The 18,278-nt window shown below is 65.6% G+C and carries 19 protein-coding genes and 1 pseudogene; 10 read left to right on the forward strand and 10 right to left on the reverse strand.

The genetic code is table 11. From position 1 onward, the window contains the following. Positions 1-85 precede the first annotated feature (85 nt). Entirely contained in the window at positions 86-964 is an 879-nt protein-coding gene (locus ACSQ24_RS27770; RefSeq protein WP_436098018.1) for an aldo/keto reductase family oxidoreductase, read from the forward strand. A gap of 57 nt (positions 965-1,021) precedes the next feature. Here ACSQ24_RS27770 and ACSQ24_RS27775 read toward each other — a convergent pair whose 3' ends face one another. Genes ACSQ24_RS27775 through ACSQ24_RS27805 form a run of 7 tightly spaced genes read right to left on the reverse strand, consistent with a single transcriptional unit; the run spans position 1,022 to position 6,974 of the window. Beyond that, the gene (locus tag ACSQ24_RS27775) at positions 1,022-1,933 is read right to left on the reverse strand and encodes a homocysteine S-methyltransferase family protein (RefSeq protein ID WP_436098019.1); all 912 of its coding nucleotides are present in this window, start codon (positions 1,931-1,933) and stop codon (positions 1,022-1,024) included. Then, complete coding sequence (locus ACSQ24_RS27780) at positions 1,933-2,652, reverse strand: GntR family transcriptional regulator (protein WP_436098020.1); 720 nt, start codon at positions 2,650-2,652, stop codon at positions 1,933-1,935. The genes ACSQ24_RS27775 and ACSQ24_RS27780 overlap by 1 nt, the downstream gene beginning before the upstream one ends. 10 nt (positions 2,653-2,662) lie before the next feature. Further along, the gene (locus ACSQ24_RS27785) at positions 2,663-3,433 is read right to left on the reverse strand and encodes an ABC transporter ATP-binding protein (RefSeq protein WP_436098021.1); all 771 of its coding nucleotides are present in this window, start codon (positions 3,431-3,433) and stop codon (positions 2,663-2,665) included. After that, the gene (locus ACSQ24_RS27790; RefSeq protein ID WP_436098022.1) at positions 3,430-4,131 is read right to left on the reverse strand and encodes an ABC transporter permease; all 702 of its coding nucleotides are present in this window, start codon (positions 4,129-4,131) and stop codon (positions 3,430-3,432) included. The genes ACSQ24_RS27785 and ACSQ24_RS27790 overlap by 4 nt, the downstream gene beginning before the upstream one ends. 3 nt (positions 4,132-4,134) lie before the next feature. Continuing rightward, entirely contained in the window at positions 4,135-4,860 is a 726-nt protein-coding gene (locus ACSQ24_RS27795) for an ABC transporter permease (protein ID WP_436098023.1), read from the reverse strand. 19 nt (positions 4,861-4,879) lie between these two features. Next, entirely contained in the window at positions 4,880-5,746 is an 867-nt protein-coding gene (locus ACSQ24_RS27800) for a transporter substrate-binding domain-containing protein (RefSeq protein WP_436098024.1), read from the reverse strand. 37 nt (positions 5,747-5,783) lie between these two features. Further along, positions 5,784-6,974: a M20 metallopeptidase family protein gene (locus ACSQ24_RS27805; protein ID WP_436098025.1), complete on the reverse strand. Its 1,191-nt coding sequence runs from the start codon at positions 6,972-6,974 to the stop codon at positions 5,784-5,786. A gap of 127 nt (positions 6,975-7,101) precedes the next feature. Here ACSQ24_RS27805 and ACSQ24_RS27810 point away from each other — a divergent pair, with 127 nt between their 5' ends. From ACSQ24_RS27810 to ACSQ24_RS27835, 6 genes are all read left to right on the forward strand, one after another. Further along, complete coding sequence (locus ACSQ24_RS27810; RefSeq protein ID WP_436098026.1) at positions 7,102-8,223, forward strand: trans-sulfuration enzyme family protein; 1,122 nt, start codon at positions 7,102-7,104, stop codon at positions 8,221-8,223. Positions 8,224-8,586: 363 nt separating this feature from the next. Then, the gene (gene ytfQ, locus ACSQ24_RS27815; protein WP_436098027.1) at positions 8,587-9,552 is read left to right on the forward strand and encodes a galactofuranose ABC transporter, galactofuranose-binding protein YtfQ; all 966 of its coding nucleotides are present in this window, start codon (positions 8,587-8,589) and stop codon (positions 9,550-9,552) included. Between the two features lie 67 nt (positions 9,553-9,619). Further along, positions 9,620-11,140: a sugar ABC transporter ATP-binding protein gene (locus ACSQ24_RS27820; RefSeq protein WP_436098028.1), complete on the forward strand. Its 1,521-nt coding sequence runs from the start codon at positions 9,620-9,622 to the stop codon at positions 11,138-11,140. A gap of 14 nt (positions 11,141-11,154) precedes the next feature. Continuing rightward, on the forward strand, positions 11,155-12,138 hold the full coding sequence (locus ACSQ24_RS27825) for an ABC transporter permease (protein WP_436098188.1): 984 nt from the start codon (positions 11,155-11,157) through the stop codon (positions 12,136-12,138). Positions 12,139-12,146: 8 nt separating this feature from the next. Continuing rightward, positions 12,147-13,118 (forward strand): galactofuranose ABC transporter, permease protein YjfF, encoded by a 972-nt coding sequence (gene yjfF, locus ACSQ24_RS27830; protein ID WP_436098189.1) that lies wholly within the window; start codon positions 12,147-12,149, stop codon positions 13,116-13,118. Beyond that, the gene (locus tag ACSQ24_RS27835) at positions 13,115-13,840 is read left to right on the forward strand and encodes a FadR/GntR family transcriptional regulator (protein ID WP_436098029.1); all 726 of its coding nucleotides are present in this window, start codon (positions 13,115-13,117) and stop codon (positions 13,838-13,840) included. The genes yjfF and ACSQ24_RS27835 overlap by 4 nt, the downstream gene beginning before the upstream one ends. Positions 13,841-13,993: 153 nt before the next feature. Here ACSQ24_RS27835 and ACSQ24_RS27840 read toward each other — a convergent pair whose 3' ends face one another. The 3 genes and pseudogenes from ACSQ24_RS27840 to ACSQ24_RS27850 form a co-directional block, all read right to left on the reverse strand. Beyond that, positions 13,994-14,266, reverse strand: coding sequence for an autotransporter domain-containing protein (locus tag ACSQ24_RS27840; RefSeq protein WP_436098030.1), 273 nt, complete (start codon positions 14,264-14,266; stop codon positions 13,994-13,996). A 103-nt stretch (positions 14,267-14,369) separates the two neighbouring features. Continuing rightward, positions 14,370-14,618: pseudogene (locus ACSQ24_RS27845) on the reverse strand (autotransporter outer membrane beta-barrel domain-containing protein); the annotation flags it as partial. Further along, the gene (locus tag ACSQ24_RS27850) at positions 14,609-15,832 is read right to left on the reverse strand and encodes an autotransporter outer membrane beta-barrel domain-containing protein (protein WP_436098031.1); all 1,224 of its coding nucleotides are present in this window, start codon (positions 15,830-15,832) and stop codon (positions 14,609-14,611) included. The gene ACSQ24_RS27850 and the pseudogene ACSQ24_RS27845, both read right to left, overlap by 10 nt. 350 nt (positions 15,833-16,182) lie before the next feature. Here ACSQ24_RS27850 and ACSQ24_RS27855 point away from each other — a divergent pair, with 350 nt between their 5' ends. From ACSQ24_RS27855 to ACSQ24_RS27865, 3 genes are all read left to right on the forward strand, one after another. After that, positions 16,183-16,974: a LuxR C-terminal-related transcriptional regulator gene (locus ACSQ24_RS27855; RefSeq protein ID WP_436098032.1), complete on the forward strand. Its 792-nt coding sequence runs from the start codon at positions 16,183-16,185 to the stop codon at positions 16,972-16,974. Positions 16,975-17,088: 114 nt separating this feature from the next. Continuing rightward, positions 17,089-17,856, forward strand: coding sequence for a hypothetical protein (locus ACSQ24_RS27860; RefSeq protein WP_436098033.1), 768 nt, complete (start codon positions 17,089-17,091; stop codon positions 17,854-17,856). A 158-nt stretch (positions 17,857-18,014) separates the two neighbouring features. Then, the gene (locus tag ACSQ24_RS27865) at positions 18,015-18,245 is read left to right on the forward strand and encodes a hypothetical protein (RefSeq protein WP_436098034.1); all 231 of its coding nucleotides are present in this window, start codon (positions 18,015-18,017) and stop codon (positions 18,243-18,245) included. Positions 18,246-18,278 lie beyond the last annotated feature (33 nt).

Raw genomic sequence — 18,278 nt, forward strand, 5'->3', positions numbered from 1 at the left:
GGATTCCCGCACGGCCTGTGCGGACAATGCCGGATTATCTCCAAAATCGGCAAGGTTTAGCTGATGGCCATCAAAGGAGATGGACATGCAGACGATCCACCAGGCCGGCAGCTTCAATCTCGGAGACCGTCGCGTGACGCGGCTGGGCTATGGCGCCATGCAGCTCGCCGGACCGGGGGTGTTCGGGCCTCCGCGCGACAGGGACGCGGCGCTTGCGGTGGTGCGCGAGGCGGTTGCCGCCGGCGTCGACCACATCGACACCAGCGACTTCTACGGCCCGCATATCACCAACCGGCTGATCCGCGAGGCGCTGTCGCCCTATCCGGACAATCTGGTGATCGTGACCAAGATCGGCGCGCGCCGGGGAGAAGACGGTTCCTGGCTGCCGGCTTTCAGCGCGGAGGAACTCGTTCGGGCGGTCGAGGACAATCTGCGCAATCTCGGCCTCGAGGCGCTGGACGTCGTCAACCTTCGGATCATGTTCGATGCCCACGGCCCGGCCGAAGGCTCGATCGCCGCGCCGCTCGAGGTGCTCGCCACGCTGCAGCGACGGGGACTGGTCCGGCAGATCGGCCTGAGCAACGTGACGCCGGCGCAGGTGCAGGAAGCCCGTGGTATCGCCGAGATCGTCTGCGTGCAAAACCATTACAATCTCGCACACCGCGGCGACGACGCGCTCATCAACGCCCTGGCCGAAGACGGCATCGCCTATGTGCCGTTCTTTCCCTTGGGCGGCTTTGCCCCGCTGCAATCGGCGACCCTCTCCGAGGTTGCGGCGCGGCTCGGCGCGACGCCGATGCAGGCGGCGCTCGCCTGGCTGCTGCAGCGCGCCCCGAACATTCTCCTGATCCCCGGCACTTCCTCGGTAGCGCATCTACGAGAAAACATCGCGGCCGCATCACTGATCCTGCCGGACGACGCGATCGCAGCCCTCGACAACATCGCGGCGAGCCGATCGCAGTAGCTGTAGGGCGTCACCGCGCCATAAGCTGACCTTGGCGCGTTGGCCAGAAGCGGACGTTCAATCGGCTTTGAATTCAGCGTGGAGCGCGCAGACCGTATCGGGGCCGATGCCGCAGCATCCGCCGATGATACGTGCCCCGCGGCGGCGCCAATCTCGTCCAAAGTCGCGATAGGTTTGAGGCCCGACATCGTCGCGCAGATCGCTTAGGCCTTCGTTGGCCGCCGCGGTCCCGGTCTTTTCCGGGAAGGCATTGGCATAGACGCCGATCGGGAGCCCGGTATCGCCGAGCACAGAGCGCGCGACGTCGACAGCCGGGCCCATGACCTCCGGCAAGCTGCAGTTGAAGAGCACGGCGGCGGCTCCAGCCTCTCGGACAGCGGCGACGGCCTCCGCGACGCTTTCGCCAGAGCGGAGTGCTGGCAGGCCGCTGACACCGCACTCATCATGCAGTGTGAAGGAGATCCAGATCGGCTTGCTCGTGGGAGCGACGGCCATGCAGGCCGCCAGCGCTTCTTCGATGCAGCTTTGCGTCTCGGCGAGGAAGTGATCGACGGAAGGCAGCAGCGCCTCGATCAGCACCGCCAGCATGGCGGGGGCCCGCTTGGCGTCGAAGAGATCAGGCCGATAGGAGCCGAACAGTGGCGGCAGCGATCCGGCTACCCTGATGGCGCGCCCGCTGCGTTGAAACTCCTCATCGGCGGCACGCCGCGCGAGTTCGCCCGAAAGAGCGGCCAGCCGCGCGCCGTCCTGCGCAAAGCGCTGCTCTCCGATATGGAAGGGCACAACCGCATAGCTGTTGGTCGTGATGACTTCGGCGCCAGCCTCGATGAAGGCGCGGTGGGCCGCGACCACAGTTTCCGGTGCCTCCATCAGCGCCAGCGCGGACCATTCGGGCTGGCGGAACGGCGCGCCCATGCGCTTTAGTTCGCGGCCCATCCCGCCATCGAGCACGATAACCTGCCCTGCCATCACTGACCGCTCTTCATGATTGCTGCTTCCGAGACTGTGCCGCCGGCCGCCATGAGTCCCCGATATCCCTCGAGATCGGCGGCGAGGCTGGGGTCGATATGGGCGCGCACGGCGCGTTCCGCCTCGTCGGGCGTACCGCCCATCACGCCCTCAAACAAAGCGCGATGATCGTCTACGAGCGGGAAGCGCGCCGGCCAATGCGTTTCGGACCAGCGGTAGAGCCATTCCATCTTGGTTGAGAGGGCAGCGTATCGCTTGATCAGATGGCGGTGGCCGGTCGTCTCGACGATCGCACGGTGAAAGCCGAGATCGGCCGCGACACGCTCATCAATCGAACCCGCTTCCGCCGGTGCCAGCTGCGCGAAGGCGGCGACGAGAACACTTTTTGACCGCGGTTCGGCCCGTTCGGCGAGAATGCGGGCGGCGAGCCCCTCCATCGCCTCGCGCAGCGTGTAGATTTCCCAGATGACCTGGTCATCGAGGTTGGCGACGCGCCAGTTGGAATAGGGCGCGCGCACGATGAGTTCGTCGGCTTCCAGCGCGAACAGCGCCGTGCGCACCGTGCCGCGCCCGACGCCGAGCCGGGCCGCCAGAGCGATCTCTGTCAGCACTTCGCCCGGCAAGAGTCGGCCGTGCACGATCTCGTCGCGCAGGCGGCGCATCGCCACATCCGCGAGGCTGAGCCGCTCGATCGGCTGCTGGTCGCTTGTCAGCGGCATGATGACCTCCTCAGCCTCCGCGCTGCATGCCGACGAAACGGCGAGTGCGTTCGGATTGCGGATCGAGAAAGACCTGCTCAGGCGCACCCTGCTCTTCGATACGCCCGTTTTGCAAATAGATGGCGTGGTTCGAGACCTCACGTGCAAAGGCCATCTCATGTGTCACGATCAGCATCGTGCGCCCTTCCTCGGCCAATGCCCGGATGACGCGCAGCACCTCACCGACGAGCTCGGGATCGAGCGCCGAGGTCGGCTCGTCGAAGAGCAGCGCGCGCGGCCGCATTGCCAAGGCCCTGGCGATGGCGACACGCTGCTGCTGGCCGCCGGACAGATGCGCCGGCCAGGCGTCGAACTTGTCGGCGAGGCCGACCTTGGCGAGCATCGCCTCGGCCTCTTCGCGGCATTCGGCGCGGGGGCGGCCTTGCACGTGCAGCGGTACCTCCATCACGTTCTGAAGCGCCGTCATATGCGGCCAGAGATTGAAGCTCTGGAAGACGAAGCCGAGTTGGCCACGTAGGCGGCGAACGGTCTCCCGCTCGGCCCGCGAGAAACGGTGGCCGGCATCCTTGATGCGGATCTGCGCATCGCCGACGCTGACCTCGCCCTGATCCGGGATTTCGAGGAGAGGGATGCAGCGCAGCAGCGTGCTCTTGCCGGAGCCGCTGGCGCCGATGATGGCGATGACATCGCCATCGCGGGCTGCAAGATCGACGCCGCGCAGAACCTCCTGGCCACCGAAGCTCTTGCGGATGTGGTTCAGCTTGACCGTGATCGGCTTCATGCCACGCTCCGGGCGCTCGTCGGGCGGCGATAGGGGGTGAGGTGGTTTTCGAGCAGGTCGACCGCCCGCGCGATCACCGTCACCAGCACGAGATAGATCACCGCCGCGCAAAGGAAGATTTCGATGGCACGATAGGTTTCGGACACTTCCGCACGGGCGATGCCCGTCACCTCCATCAGCGTGACCACGCTGGCGAGCGAGGTCGCCTTGACCATGCTGGTGATCTCGGCGCCATAAGCCGGCAGTGCCTGGCGGAAGGCGAGAGGAAGGACGATGCGGCGCAGAAGCGTCAGTCGCGTCATCCCGGCGACGCGGGCTGCCTCGATCGCTCCGGCAGGCACGGCACGAAGGCCTCCGCGCAGGATCTCGGAGGTATAGGCGGCGTCGTTCAGCATCAGCGAGAGCAACGCGCAGACATAGGGCTCGCGCAGCAGCGGCCACAGCACGGAATGGCGCACGGCCGAGAACTGGGCGAGCCCGTAATAGATCAGGAAGATCTGGATCAGCAGCGGCGTGCCGCGGAAGATGTAGACGTAGAAATCCGCGATACGTGCGCCGACCCAGGACGAGGCCCGCAGACCTGAAAGGCCGAGCGCGACCAGGCCGCCGCCGAACAGCGACAGCACCGCCAGCAGCAGGGTCAGCGGCAGGCCGGCGAGCAGCTTGGGGAACGTCTGGGCGATGAAGGCGAGATCCATCGCTCAGCCTCGCCCGGCCGTGGTGGGCTGCCCCCGCATCGAGCGCCATTCGGCGATGCGGAACACGAAACCCGAGACGGTGGTGATGGCGAGATAGATCGCGCCTCCGGCGAGGAAGAACAGGAAGGGCAGCTCGGTCGAGTTGGCCGCCACTGTCACGGCGCGCAGCGTCTCGACCAGCCCGGTGACGGAGACCAGCGCCGATTCCTTGATGACGGACTGCCACTGGTTGCCGAGGCCGGGCAGCGCCGTCCGCAGCGCTAGCGGCGCGATGATGCGCCGGAACATCGTCCAGCGGCCCATGCCGGTGACCCGCGCCGCCTCGAGCGTGCCTGGTGCGATGGCGTGGAAGGCGCCGCGCAGCACCTCCGCCTGCGTGGCGCCCGACAGAAGGCCGATGGCGAGGCAGCCGGCCGCGAAGCCGCTGATCTCGACCGGGCCTGCGTGGCCGAATTGCTTCGCGACGGCGGATACGATTTGCCGGCCACCGAAATAGAACAGATAGATGACCAGCAGGTCCGGGATGCCGCGCATGACGACGCCGTAGCCCTGCGCGAGACGCTGCACCGGCACTGCCCCGGCGATCCGGGCCCATGCGAGCAACGTGCCCAGTCCGAGGCCGAGCACAAAGGCACAGGCCGAGACGGCGAGCGTCATCAGCCCGCCATTCAAGAGCGCATGGCCCCAGCCCTCGGGGCCGAAGCCCAGCAATGTCAGGCTGTCGTCCATCCCGTTGGATCCGCCTGCGTCAGCTCGCGGGGGTGATATCCATTTCGAACCACTTCAGCGCCAGCTTCCTCAGGGTCCCGTCATCGATGGTCGACTTCAGTGCCTTGTCGAACATCTCCTTCAGTTCCGGATCGCTCTTGCGCAGGCCGACCCCTGACCCCACGCCGAGCAGTCCGCCGGTGAACAGATAGCCGGACTGGATCATCTCGCCGTTCGACTTCTTGGCATTAGCCTGGATGTTGATCTGCGAAGCCATCACCGCGTCGACGCGGCCGCTCTTGAGGTCGAGGAATGTGTCGGGCCCGGACGAATAGGTGCGGATGGTCAGCACATCCTTGAAGTAGCGATTGAGGACATCGTTCTGAATGGTCGAGACCTGCACGGCGACGGTCTTGCCGGCGAGGGACTTGGCGAGCTCGTCGATCGCCTTCTTGGCGGCGGCCTCATCCGCGAAGGGCACACGCGGCGCGCCTGTGCCGGGCAGCGACTTGATGCTGCCTTCCTTCATGATCGCAAAGCCCGAGCCGGCGGCAGCATAGGGACGGGAGAACGCGATGACCTCCTCGCGCTTCGGCGTGATCGAAACCGCGTCCATGATGGCGTCGTATTTGCCGTCGGTCAGGCCGGCGATCATGCCGTCCCAGGCCTGGGCGATCATCTCGCATTTGACGCCCATACGGGTCGACAGTTCCTGCAGCAGCTCCGGCTCGAAGCCGATCAGGCGGCCGTCGGGGGCATGCATGTTGTAGGGAGGGAAGGCGCCCTCGGTGGCGACGCGGATGAGCTTCCACTCCTTTGCAGTGGCGGAGCGTGGGGCGGCGCCGAGCGCCATACCGGCTGCGGCGCCGAGGCCGAGCTTGAGGAAATCGGAGCGTGTGATGGTCATGGCGAGGTCTCCGGGGCCTTGTCGAAATGGCGGGGGATCAGGACAGAATGTCGAGCGCGGCGCGGGAAAGCGCCGCAACGCCGAGCCCGATGCAGCGCTCGTCGGGCTGGTAATCGGAGTTGTGCACGCGGTCGTCGCGCCCCGGCTGCGACGAACCAACGAGCAGCTGGCAGGATGGGATCCGCTCCGAGAAATAGGAAAAGTCCTCGGCGCCGAAGCGCCCTTCGAGCTGGTCGATCCGTTCGGCGCCGAACTGTGCCGAGAGCGAGGCGATCACCGCATCGACGACGCCGTCATCGTTGATCAGCGCCGGAGCGCCGCGCTTGTAGTCGATTTCGCAGGTGACACCCATGGAGGCGGCGACACCCTCGCAGATGCGGCGGAAGGCGGCTTCCATCGTGTCGCGGCTTTCGGGCGAGCGGCAGCGGACTGTGCCCTGGAAGAGGCAGCTATCGGGGATGATGTTGTGCGTCGAGCCGCCCTGGATGTGGCCGATCGTCAGCACCGCCGAGCGCGTCGGGTCCATGACGCGCGAAATCGCGGTCTGAAGCTGCATGACCATCGCCGACGCCGCTACGATCGGATCGAGCGCGGAATGCGGACGGGCCGCGTGGCCGGACTTGCCACGCACGATCACGTCGAACTCGTCGCTCGAGGCTGTGGACGCTCCCCGAACATAGCCGAAGCGGCCGACCGGCATTTCGGGCCGGTTGTGGAAAGCGAGCGCGATGGCGGCGCCGTCGGCCGCGCCATCGGCGACCATGGCGGCGGCTCCGCTTTCCACCGTCTCCTCCGCCGGCTGGAACACCAGCCGCACGCTGCCTCGCAGCTGAGGTGCCATCGCCTGCAGCACTGAGGCGACGCCGAGCAGGGTTGCCGTGTGCAGGTCATGGCCGCAGGCGTGCATTTTGCCGGGAATGGTGCTGGCGAAGGGAAGCCCCGTCCGCTCCTGCATCGGCAGCGCATCCATGTCGGCGCGGATCAGCAGGCAAGGGCCAAGCGCCCGGCCGGCGATCTCGGCGACGACGCCGGTGCGCCCCACGCCACGCTGCGGCGCGAGCCCGATCCGCTCCAGCTCATGCGCGACAAGCTCGGCCGTCCGCACCGTCTCGAAACCGATTTCCGGATGAGCGTGGATATCGCGCCGGACCACGATCAGTTGCGGCTCGATGGCCGCAACATGTCGCTCGATATCGGCGGCGGGATCGTTGGGTCGGTCGGCGGTCATCTCAGCTCTGACGGACGGTAAGGGAGACGGAACGTCGCACAGATCCTTAGCCATCGCAATTGGATCGAGGATCGACAATCGACAATCTACTTTTAAAGTAAGCCTCCCTTGGAACAGAATATTCTCGATGCACGCCGCAACCATTCTCGCCCAGCTTGATCACGTCGCCGATCCTTCGACAGGCGGACTGGTACCGTCGATCCATCCTGGCGTGACCCATCGACGATCGGGCAGCGACGGCGCGATGGGTTATGCCCGCTCGGAAAACGGCGGAGCGACGCTCGTCGAGACCATTCTTCGCCAGCTCGATGGTGGCGAGGCGGCGGCTGCCTTCGGGGCGGGCGCGGCTGCTGCTCAGGCTGTGCTCGCAACCCTCACGCCGGGCGATCGGCTGCTGGTCGACAGCGGCCTCTATTACGAGTTTGGACGCATTATCGGCGCGTTCGCCATGCGCTTCGGCTTAGGACTGGAGCAAGTCGATCTCTGCGATCTCAATGCGGTCGACCAGAGTCTCGCTGCCGCGCCGACACGACTCATCTGGGCCGAATGCCCGAGCAACCCGCTCTGGCGCGTGCCGGATCTCGCTGGGCTGGCGGCACTGGCGCATCGTCACGGCGCCAGGCTGCTGGTCGATGCGACGGCGGCGACTCCGGTGCTCTGCCGGCCGCTGACGCTGGGCGCCGATCTCGTGCTGCATTCGGCGACGAAGTATCTCAACGGCCATGGCGATCTGGTCGCCGGCGTCCTCGTCGCGTCAGAGAACGATGCGTGGTGGCGTGAGATCGTAGCCGCCCGTGAGGCACAAGGCAGTATCCTGCCGCCCTTCGAGGCTTGGCTCCTCCTGCGCGGCATGCGATCCTTGGCGCTCAGGATGGAACGTGTCTCCAAGACGGCCTGGGCGCTAGCCTCATGGCTTGTGCTCCAGCCCCAGCTGCGGGCCGTGCATTATCCGGGCCTGCCTCAGCACCCCCAGCATGAACTGGCCCGCCGCCAGTTCAAGGGCGGCTTCGGCGGCATGCTCTCCTTCGAGCTCGATGATGCCGCGGCTGCCGTTGCCCTGTGCTCCCGCGCCAAGATATTCCGTTCATCAACCTCGCTCGGATCGCCCGAAAGCCTTATCGAACACAGGCGAAGCACGGAAGGAGAGGCATCCGACTGTCCAGCAGGGCTGGTACGGTTGTCGATCGGTTTGGAGCATCAAGATGATCTCCACGAAGACCTTCGGCAGATGCTCTGCACCGACGGTTGACCTTTGCGGAAGCCACGACCCTCGAACAGCCTTGCAGAGTCCCGTCGTCGCCGTTGACTTTACGTCGGCTGAGAGAGCTTAGAGGCTAAATGCGCCAGCCTGCGGACTCCGGCACAACGGCCAAAAGCGGACCTCTTTTGCAGTTCTTCCGGCCTTGGATTCCGCTCAAGTCGCCGCCGCCGTGTCAATCTGGGCATGGAGAAAAGATGCCTTTGCCGCGGCTTGGAGGCTCGGCTAAGGGCTGGAAATGGCGCTGATAAGTCAAACAATATGACTATTCAGCCCTTAGAGGTTGTGGCATGGTCCCGTTGCAACAAGCGCTCTCCAGAGGCGCGTAGCGAACGACGAAACGGAGAAACGCCCATGAATTTCAAGGCTTTGAATGCCGCTGTCGTAGTCTGCGGCGCGCTCGTTTGCTCGGGTGCAGGCGCCAAGGAGTTGACGATCGGGTTTTCCCAGATCGGCTCCGAATCCGGTTGGCGCGCCGCCGAGACGACAGTGTCGAAGGCGGAGGCCAAGAAGCGCAACATCAACTTCAAGATCGCCGATGCCCAGCAGAAGCAGGAGAACCAGATCAGGGCGATCCGTTCCTTCATCGCCCAGGGCGTAGACGCCATCTTCCTCGCGCCGGTCGTCGCCACCGGCTGGAACGCCGTGCTGAGGGAGGCCAAGGAAGCCAAGATTCCGGTCGTGCTGCTCGACCGCGACATCGATCCGTCCGGGAAAGACCTCTATCTGACCGCAGTCACCTCCGACAGCGTCCATGAAGGCAAGGTCGCCGGCGAGTGGTTGGTCAAGACCGTGGGCTCCAAGTCCTGCAACGTCGTCGAACTGCAAGGCACGGTCGGCGCCAGCGTCGCAGCCAACCGCAAGAAGGGCTTCGAGCAGGGCATCGCCGGGCATGCCAATCTGAAGATCGTGCGCAGCCAGACCGGGGATTTCACCCGAGCCAAGGGCAAGGAAGTGATGGAAAGCTTCATCAAGGCCGATGGCGGCGGCAAGTCGATCTGCGCGGTCTATGCCCATAATGACGACATGATGGTCGGCGCCATCCAGGCGATGAAGGAAGCGGGCTTGAAGCCGGGCTCCGATGTCCTGACCGTCTCGATCGACGCGGTGCCCGACATCTTCAAGGCCATGGCGGCCGGCGAGGCCAACGCCACTGTCGAACTGACCCCGGACATGGCCGGACCTGCCTTCGATGCCGTCATCGCCTACAAGGCCAAGGGCACGACCCCGCCGAAATGGATCCAGACGGTGTCGAAGCTCTACACCGGCGCCGACAATCCGCAGGCGGTCTACGAGAGCAAGAAGGACCTCGGCTACTGAGCCGAAGCTCGATGTGGGCGCTGCCGCGCGCGGCGCCCACCCCGCGCGGCACACATCCAGAGGTCGCATGATCCCGCCCGAGATCGCTCCACTGCTGGCGCTGCGCGGCTTCTCCAAGTCGTTCGCCGGCGTCAACGCGCTGGATGGCGTCGACTTCACGCTGCAGAGCGGCGAAATCCATGCCTTGCTGGGCGAGAACGGCGCGGGAAAGTCTACGCTGATCAAGACGATGACCGGCGTCGTCGCGCGCGACGCCGGCACGATGCAACTCGACGGCGTCGAGATCGCTCCCCGTTCGACCGGCGAGGCGACGAAGGCGGGCATCGCCACAGTCTACCAGGAGGTCAATCTCGCGCCGAACCTGTCGGTGGCGCAGAATCTCTTCCTGGGTCGTCAGCCGACACGCTTCGGTCTGGTCCGCGAAGGCGAGATGCGTCGCCGGGCGCGGGCGCTGCTCGCCGAATTCGACCTCGACATCGACGTCGGCGCGCCGTTGGAGAGCTATTCGGTCGCGGTCCAGCACATCGTCGCCATCGCACGCGCGGTCGATCTCTCTGCGCGCGTCCTCATCCTCGACGAGCCGACGGCGAGCCTGGACGCGCATGAGGTCACGATCCTGTTCGCGGTGATGCGCCAGCTCGCCGCGCGCGGCATCGGCATCGTCTTCGTGACCCATTTCCTGGATCAGGTCTATGCGATCTGCGACCGGATCACCGTGCTGCGCAATGGCAGGCTCGCGGCCTCGGCCGCCACCGCGGAACTGCCGCGCATGGAGCTCGTCCGGACGATGCTCGGGCGCGAGTTGCGCGAGGCGACGGCCGCGCGTCCGGTATCGGCACCGCGCGAGAGCGAGCCGGTCGCGGTCTTCCGCGGCTTCGGCAAGGCCGGCTATGTCGAGCCTTTCGATCTGACCTTGCGGGCCGGCCATGTCGTCGGGCTCGCCGGCCTGCTGGGCTCCGGTCGCACCGAGACCACCCGTCTCGTCTTCGGCGCCGAGCGCGCCGACAGCGGCAGCGTGACCGCCCGAGGGCAGGAGGTCACGCTCCATTCGCCGCGCCAGGCGATGCGGCTCGGCTTCGGCTACTGTCCGGAGGAGCGCAAGACCGAAGGCATCGTCGCCGAGCTGACCGTGCGCGAGAACATCGTGCTCGCCCTGCAGGCCAGACGCGGCGTGCTGCGTCCGCTCTCGCGCCGCGAGCAGGACGACATCGCCGGCCGCCTGATCCGGCTGCTCGACATCCGCCCGCCCGACCCGGAACGGCCGATCGGCCTGCTCTCCGGTGGCAACCAGCAGAAGGCCCTGCTGGCGCGCTGGCTCGCGACGAAGCCTGCCATCCTCATCCTCGACGAGCCGACGCGCGGCATCGACGTCGGCGCCCATGCCGAGATCATCCAGCTCATCCGCGCGCTCTGCGCCGAAGGCATGGCCCTGCTCGTTGCCTCGTCCGAGTTGGAGGAGATCGTCACCTACGCCGACGAGATCGTGGTGCTGCGCGACCGGGCCCATGTCGCGCGGCTGGAGGGCGAGGCGGTGAGTGTGCCGACCATCCTGGCGGTGATCGCCGCCGAAGCTGCGAAGGCTGCCTGATGCCGCGCAAGGCCGTGTCGTTTGTCTTGCCGAGGCTTGGGATGCCGCAGATCGTCGCGCTGATCGTCATCTTTGCGATCAACAGCTTCCTCTCGCCGCATTTTCTCGAGCTGCGGGTACAGGACGGCCGACTTTTCGGCAGTCTCGTCGATGTGTTCAACCGGGGCGCGCCGGTCGCCTTGCTGGCGCTCGGCATGGCGCCGATCATCGCCATGCGGGGCATCGACCTTTCAGTCGGCGCCGTCATGGCGATCTGCGGCGCAATCGCGGCGAGCCTGGCGGACAGCCATGCCCTGGGATTCGTCCTTGTTTGCGCGCTGGGCGCCGGCCTCATGTGCGGGCTGTGGAATGGGGTGCTCGTCGCACTGCTCGGCATCCAGCCGATCGTGGCGACGCTCATTCTGATGGTGGCAGGGCGAGGAATCGCGCAACTCATCACCGAGGGGCGCATCGTCACCTTCGCCAACACCGATCTGGCCTGGCTCGGCAGCGGCTCGCTGCTGGGCTTGCCGACTCCGATCGTCCTGACACTCGCCATGCTGGGGCTGGCGCTGCTCGTCGTGCGCGGTTCCGCGCTCGGATTGCTGATCGAGGCGACCGGCGGCAATAGCCGGGCGAGCGCGCTGGCTGGCGTTGGCACCCGTGTCATCACCATCGCAATCTATGCCTGGTGCGGGCTCTGCGCCGCGCTCGCGGGAATCGTCGCCGCGGCCGACATCATGGGAGCTGATGCCAACAATGCCGGCCTCTGGCTGGAGCTCGACGCCATCCTCGCGGTGGTGATCGGCGGCACCTCGCTGCTCGGCGGCCGCTTCAGCCTGGTCCTGGCGGTGCTGGGCGCCCTCATCATCCAGGCGATGAACACAGGCATTCTGTTGTCGGGCTTCCCACCGGAGATGAATCTCATCGTCAAGGCGATCGTGGTGCTGGCCGTGCTGCTCGCCCAGTCGCCGCGGCTCGCCGGGCTCGGCCTGCTGCTGCGGAGGCGGCGCCCGTGAACCGTTTCATGCCCGTGCTCGCCACGACGGTCGTATTCGCCGTCGGCTTCGCGATCTGCTCGCTGATCTATCCGAATTTCGCCTCACCGCGGGTGGTGATGAACCTGCTCACCGACAACGCCTTCCTCGGCATCGTCGCGGTTGGCATGACTTTCGTCATCATCTCCGGCGGCATCGACCTCTCGGTCGGCTCGGTGATCGGGTTCACGACCGTCTTCCTCGCGCTCGCCATCGAGCGGGCCGGCATGCCGCCGCTGGCCGCCTTCGTCGTCGTCGTGCTGCTCTGCGCGCTGTTCGGTGCAGTGATGGGCGCGGCGATCCAGTATTTCGAACTGCCCCCCTTCATCGTGACGCTGGCAGGCATGTTTCTGGCCCGGGGCGCGAGCTTCCTGCTCTCGACCGAGTCGATCCCGATCACGGCGCCCTTCTACAGCGAGCTCGCCGAACATGCGCTCCTGCTGCCTGGCGGCTTCAGGTTGACGGTGCCGGCCATGATCATGCTGGCCGTGGTGGCGCTGTGCGCCATGCTGCTGCACTTCACGCGCTTCGGCGCCAATGTCTACGCGCTCGGCGGCAGCCGCAGCGCGGCTGCGCTGATGGGCATCGAGGTCGGGCGCACGACGGTGCTGATCTATACCCTCTCCAGCGTGCTCGCCGGCATCTCCGGCATCGTCTTTTCGCTCTACACCTCGAGCGGCTACTCGCTCTCGGCCGTCGGGGTCGAGCTCGACGCCATCGGCGCGGCCGTCATCGGCGGCACGCTTCTGTCCGGTGGCCACGGCTTCATCTTCGGCACGTTCGCCGGCGTGCTGATCCAGGGGCTGATCCAGACCTATATCAGCTTTGACGGCATGCTCTCGAGCTGGTGGGCCAAGATCGCGACGGGCCTGTTGCTCTTCGGCTTCATCGCCCTGCAACAACTGATGCTGCTTCTGGCGCGCCGGCGACGCCCGCGCGCGTTCGGAGCCGGGGCGCGATGACCTCCCCCCTGATCGTCATCCGGGCGCGCCGATCCCATTCGAACCATGCGGAGATAGCGCGCAGCATCGGGATCGACATCATCGTCGGCCGCTATCCCGACGGAGCGAAGCTGCCCGGCGACGCCGAGCTGACCCTCACCTTCGGCGTCTCGCGCCCGGTGCTGCGCGAGGCGGTGAAAACCCTCGTTGCCAAAGGACTGCTGAGCACCAAGGCGCGTGTCGGGACGGTGGTCCGGCCGCGCGCCGCCTGGAACATGTTCGACCCCGACGTGCTGGCCTGGCACCTCGACGCCGGCATCGACAAAAGTTTCCTGACCGATCTCGCCGAGATCCGTCTCGCCATCGAACCGCGCACCGCTGCGCTCGCCGCCGAGCGCAGGACGGAGACCGATCTCACATTGATGCGCACCGCGATCGAGCGGATGCGTGCCGAGGCCGCTCGACAGACGGCGGATTTCGCCGAGGCCGATCTCAGCCTCCACATCGCGGTCGCCAACGCCGCGGGAAACCCCTTCATGCGCTCGATCGGCGCCGCCATCGAAGCGGCGCTGCGAGCGTCGTTCCAGCTCAGCGCACCCAGGGATTCCGACGACTACCGCGCCACCGTCGCGGCCCATGAGCAGATCGTGGACGCCATCGCCGAACGGGATGCAGCCGCGGCCGCGACGGCGATGACCAACGTCATCCTGATCGGACTGCGCCGCCACGAACCTGCTAGCTGAGCCCCAACTCCAGACGTTGGGTGGTTGCCCGGAATTGGACATTCGTCGCTGGCTCAAGCGACGTCGGGCTTCAACGTCCTGAGGTCGACATATTACCGTCCCATGCGTCGGCTGCGGCGACCGTCCCGCGCCTCTGCTACAAATCATCTGCCCTTAGAAGCTGATCCTGAGCTGGGCCGATCCGCCGATGCGGCTGCTGTTGGCGGAGAGCTCGCTGTCGAGGCTGAGGCCGAGCGAGACGCGCTCGCTGAACCTGGCTATGACGCCGGCGCCGACGAGGGCGCTGTTGCGGTCGGCTTGAGCGCCAGTCGCGGTGAAGCTCGCGCCGGGCAGTCCGATCAGGCTCGCGGTCAGGTCGGCATCACGCCGGAAATAGTGCGCCCAGGCCGCCCGGACATAGCCGGTGACGGCAACACCGCCGAGCACGGATCGGCATCGAGCTGCAGGCCGAGCTCGCTGCGGGCCGTGACATCGCCGCGCTTGGCCAGCGCGAGCGCGCCGGCATTGGCACCCGCCCAGTTCGCCTCGATCACGCCCGGGCTGCGCGCCGCGTCGCCTGGATCGCCGCCAATGGCGAAAGCGAGAGCCCGTTCCAGTTCAGCAGCGCCGCGCTCGCCTGCAGCCGCCCGCTCCACGCCGTCGTGGCATAGGAGGAGGACAGGCTCGAGCCCAGCACCGGAATGCTGCGGCCGACATCGTTCTCGAGTCTGGCATGGCTCAACGCTGCGGCGAGCCTGACCGGGCCGAGCTGCGTCACGCCGTAGAGGCCTACCTGGACACCTCCGCATCGACCTTGCCGAGCACGCCCGGCAGCGAAGCCTGCGCCTTGCCGCCCGAAACCGCGACACCCGCGACTGTCCCCGGCAGCAGCCGAACATCGATACCCGTCGCCAGATGCGCGGCGTCGATCGTGCGCCTGGCCGAGCCGATATAGGCACTGCCGTCGGTGCGGCCATGGGAGCCATAGGCCGAGCCCCAGACCGAATAGAACGGCAGGTCGAGACGCGAGGGGCCAGCAGGTCGATTCGCGCCCTTGCGCACGAGGCCGGAGAACGCTGCCGTGCCTGGCCCAGCCGCCCCGGCATCGCCGTGCCGACCCGTGGCCGTCGGATCGAGCATCACCCGCAGGAACTGGTCGGACGCGGCATTCGCCATTGCAGGTGCAGCGGTGTGCACCTCGCCTGACAGGCTGTTCACCGCAGCCGGAATCGATGCCGCCGGCAGATTGTAGATCCCAAACAGCGAGGACGGATCACCACCATTCGCCACCGCTCGGTCTATGGCCTTGCCAATGGCGTAGGCATTCTTCGGCTCCGTCATCCCGATAAGGCCTGGGCCGGGAGGCGTCACCGGAGGTGTGACGGGTGGATCGACAGGCGTCAGCGGCTTCGGCGTCAGCGTCAGCTGCACGTCATTGCTCGTGTAGCTCACTGTCGTGATGACGCCATCGCCGAAGCTGCCTGTCATATCGACCGGGCTGAAGGTGCCGGTCCGGCCCCCGGTCGCCGAGAGCAGCGTGTAGGGCGAGGAGAAGGTATAGGCGCCGCCGAGCGGCACGATCCGCAATGTTCCCGCCAGCGAAGCCGTGCCGGTGACGTCGACCCGGTCGGCATTCGCACCCTGCACCTCGACGAGATAGGTCGAGCCCGCGTTGAGGGTCAGGTCTCCCCGCACAGTCAGTGTTCCCGGTGAGTTGCCCGGCGACAATGTGCCGCCATTGATCACTGCCGTCGGAACCACGCCCGAACCACCGAGCGTCGCGCCAGCCGCAACCGTCACGCCAGACGATGCCGCGATCGAGCCGTTCACGATCAGCGAGCCGGCGTTGACCAGGGTCGCGCCCTCGTAGGTGTTTACCCCGTTCAGGGTGAAGCTGCCGGTGCCGATCTTGGTCAGGGAGCCATCACCGAAAATGCCGCCAATGGCGCCGCTAAAGACGGTGCTCGTGTTGTTCGCACCCGTTGTCAGCGCCACTCCCGGGCTGAGGATCACACTCGTATCGACCCCGCCAGCAAGCGAGCCGGCGCAGCCACGACATTGCCGTTAGTCACTGACCCGGCCCACATCTCGCCCAGGTCGACGTGCCCGTCTTCTCGAAAGCCGTGAAGCCGGTATGGGTGCTCATCAAGTTCGAAAGGTCGACAGGTCGCACCGCGATTTCACGGTTTTCTCACGCCGTACGGGAACCCATTTTCACGCCCTACGGAAGCTGATCGTCGCATAGTCGATCAACCGAAGCGCGGGCGAATTCATGCAGTTCGTCGCCCACGCACGTTTGGGGCTCCGGGCAGCGGTGAGCGCGAGTTTCTCCACCGATCCGGATTTGCAGCGGGAGACGGCCGATGATCCAAGATGCAGCCAATCAGCCCTCATCGGGCAAGCTCGTCGTCGTCGATAGGTTAGGACTTCGACGCGAGAGCCTTGTCAGCCTTCTCAGGGCTTGGGCTAATTCGGCCGGATTCGACATCATCAGTATCGAAACCAGCGACAGGGCTCCGCGACTCGAAGACGGTCCTCATCTGATTATTATAAATCTCGGAGCGGAAACACTTGATTGTACAGGCTTGCGCGGCTGGGTGGCGCAGGTTCGATTGACGGCTCCGCAGATTCCGATCGTGGTGTTCGCGGAATCGGAGAATCCGCAGTATGTCGCCTCAGTCCTGCGCGAGGGGATTCGAGGCTATATTCCAGCCTCGATGCTTCCGGCGGTGGCGCTGCAAGCGCTCAGCTTCATCCTGGTTGGCGGCGTATTCTTTCCGCCGGCGGCGCTTCTGCATGGCCGGCATCATGCTGCGTCCCGCCCCGGCAGGGTGCTGAACCACGAGCGTTCGTCTGAGAAGAAGATGACGTCGCGCCAGGACGATGTCCTGCAACGGCTCAGGCTCGGCAAACCGAACAAGGTGATCGCCCGCGAACTCGACATGCGAGAGGCCACCGTCAAGGTGCACGTGCGCGAAATCATGCGCAAGCTCGGCGTCAGAAACCGCACCGAGGCAGCTCTGCGCTCGTCCATGGTGGCACAGGACACGAATCTCGAGCCGAGGCGGGAGACCGTCGCGGCCGACCGCAGCTGCGTGACTGATGTCGGCCGCCCGGGGGCGCTTCGCCTCGTCCCGCGAACCGGGGGTCCCTGACGAACCGCATACGGGTCGCAGGATGGCGCCCGTATCGGTAGGCCGAATCTACGTCAAACGGCGTATATATCCAGAAGGATGTGTATCTATATTTGCCTAGGAAAATACATTTACTTGTCGATACTCTTCTGTCCGGAAAAGGGAGCAGGAGTCATGGAGCAAAGCCTATATCGATCTCCAATCGGGGGGCTTTTCGATTCGCTGCGTGAGTCGTTGGCGGAATTCGCGCATCTACCGCGTTTCACATCGGCTTTCCGCCAGTTCGAGCGCGCGATGACTGGTCGAAACGCCGACATCGTTGCCGACGATGGCAGCGACGGCCCACTGGCTCTCGATATGGGAGGCGAGGCCCTTGCGGCTGGCCGGGCCACGCGCGCGCAAGGCGTGGTCGAGGGCGAAATTCGTGACCTGGGAGAAGTCAGCGTCGCGCGCGGTGAGGCGAGCTTCAGCGCCCTCGCAACGGGCGAAAGGGGCGAGGCCATCATGGCCGACGCCGACGTCTACGCTGCGGTGTCGGGGGCCGATTTCGTGTTCACATACGTGGTCGAGCACGATTCCGGCCGGAATAATCGACATGGGAGCTGGGCCGCGTCCGAAGCGCATATCGAGGTGATCGCGATCGATATCGAGGGCTTCGACTTTCGCGACGGGCCGATGGACTTCTCGATCGAGCGGTCGCGGCCCTGGGGCGGCGAAGGAGGTGGCTACGATTGGCGTGAAGGCGGCGGCGGCCCTGTCCATATGCCCGCTGGGCACCAGGCCGAAGTTTCGGCGGAAGCAAGTGCCTATGGCGACGCCGCTTTGGCCCAGGCTTTCACGGATAGTTTTGCGACAGACGGGCTGTCGATCGCCTCAGGTTACATCTTCGCGACAGTTGCGTGAGCAGATAAAATATAGAAATGACTTAATAGCAATATTTTTAAATATAACTCTACCGCCTAAGTCGTATAAGCCATATTAATGCTTTAATTAGCGAATATTGAATGGCACAATTTCTTTGCTGGAAAAGAAATCCAGCTTTTTGTTAGAGGAGAAGAATTATGGATGAAGTTCTCGCCATCGCTTGGGATTTTTACGGCGAAACGGATATCTCGAGCAGCGTCAACCACAATACCTGTATCGATCTCAACCTCGATGGCTATGTGGCCGAGGCGGCGGCGGATGCCGAGGCCCTGGGTGACAATGTCTACACCTTCGCTGCGACCGAGACCTTCGCGGGTGAGGGCGGCGCCAACTCGAACGCCTACTCGATCTCGCAGGTCGACTGCTGAGAACGGGGACCAGCTGCTGCGGGCGCGGATGCG

The sequence above is a fragment of the Allobosea sp. LjRoot237 genome (genome assembly GCF_964253285.1).
GTDB lineage: Bacteria > Pseudomonadota > Alphaproteobacteria > Rhizobiales > Beijerinckiaceae > Allobosea.

Excerpts from the sequence above, each read along its gene's own strand:
- ytfQ (WP_436098027.1), top strand. The coding sequence starts at position 8,587 with ATGAATTTCAAGGCTTTGAATGCCGCTGTCGTAGTCTGCGGCGCGCTC.
- ACSQ24_RS27795 (WP_436098023.1), bottom strand. The coding sequence starts at position 4,860 with ATGGACGACAGCCTGACATTGCTGGGCTTCGGCCCCGAGGGCTGGGGC.
- ACSQ24_RS27770 (WP_436098018.1), top strand. The coding sequence starts at position 86 with ATGCAGACGATCCACCAGGCCGGCAGCTTCAATCTCGGAGACCGTCGC.
- ACSQ24_RS27835 (WP_436098029.1), top strand. The coding sequence starts at position 13,115 with ATGACCTCCCCCCTGATCGTCATCCGGGCGCGCCGATCCCATTCGAAC.
- ACSQ24_RS27785 (WP_436098021.1), bottom strand. The coding sequence starts at position 3,433 with ATGAAGCCGATCACGGTCAAGCTGAACCACATCCGCAAGAGCTTCGGT.
- ACSQ24_RS27805 (WP_436098025.1), bottom strand. The coding sequence starts at position 6,974 with ATGACCGCCGACCGACCCAACGATCCCGCCGCCGATATCGAGCGACAT.
- ACSQ24_RS27780 (WP_436098020.1), bottom strand. The coding sequence starts at position 2,652 with ATGCCGCTGACAAGCGACCAGCAGCCGATCGAGCGGCTCAGCCTCGCG.
- ACSQ24_RS27775 (WP_436098019.1), bottom strand. The coding sequence starts at position 1,933 with ATGGCAGGGCAGGTTATCGTGCTCGATGGCGGGATGGGCCGCGAACTA.
- yjfF (WP_436098189.1), top strand. The coding sequence starts at position 12,147 with ATGCCCGTGCTCGCCACGACGGTCGTATTCGCCGTCGGCTTCGCGATC.
- ACSQ24_RS27855 (WP_436098032.1), top strand. The coding sequence starts at position 16,183 with ATGATCCAAGATGCAGCCAATCAGCCCTCATCGGGCAAGCTCGTCGTC.
- ACSQ24_RS27865 (WP_436098034.1), top strand. The coding sequence starts at position 18,015 with ATGGATGAAGTTCTCGCCATCGCTTGGGATTTTTACGGCGAAACGGAT.
- ACSQ24_RS27810 (WP_436098026.1), top strand. The coding sequence starts at position 7,102 with ATGCACGCCGCAACCATTCTCGCCCAGCTTGATCACGTCGCCGATCCT.
- ACSQ24_RS27790 (WP_436098022.1), bottom strand. The coding sequence starts at position 4,131 with ATGGATCTCGCCTTCATCGCCCAGACGTTCCCCAAGCTGCTCGCCGGC.
- ACSQ24_RS27800 (WP_436098024.1), bottom strand. The coding sequence starts at position 5,746 with ATGACCATCACACGCTCCGATTTCCTCAAGCTCGGCCTCGGCGCCGCA.
- ACSQ24_RS27820 (WP_436098028.1), top strand. The coding sequence starts at position 9,620 with ATGATCCCGCCCGAGATCGCTCCACTGCTGGCGCTGCGCGGCTTCTCC.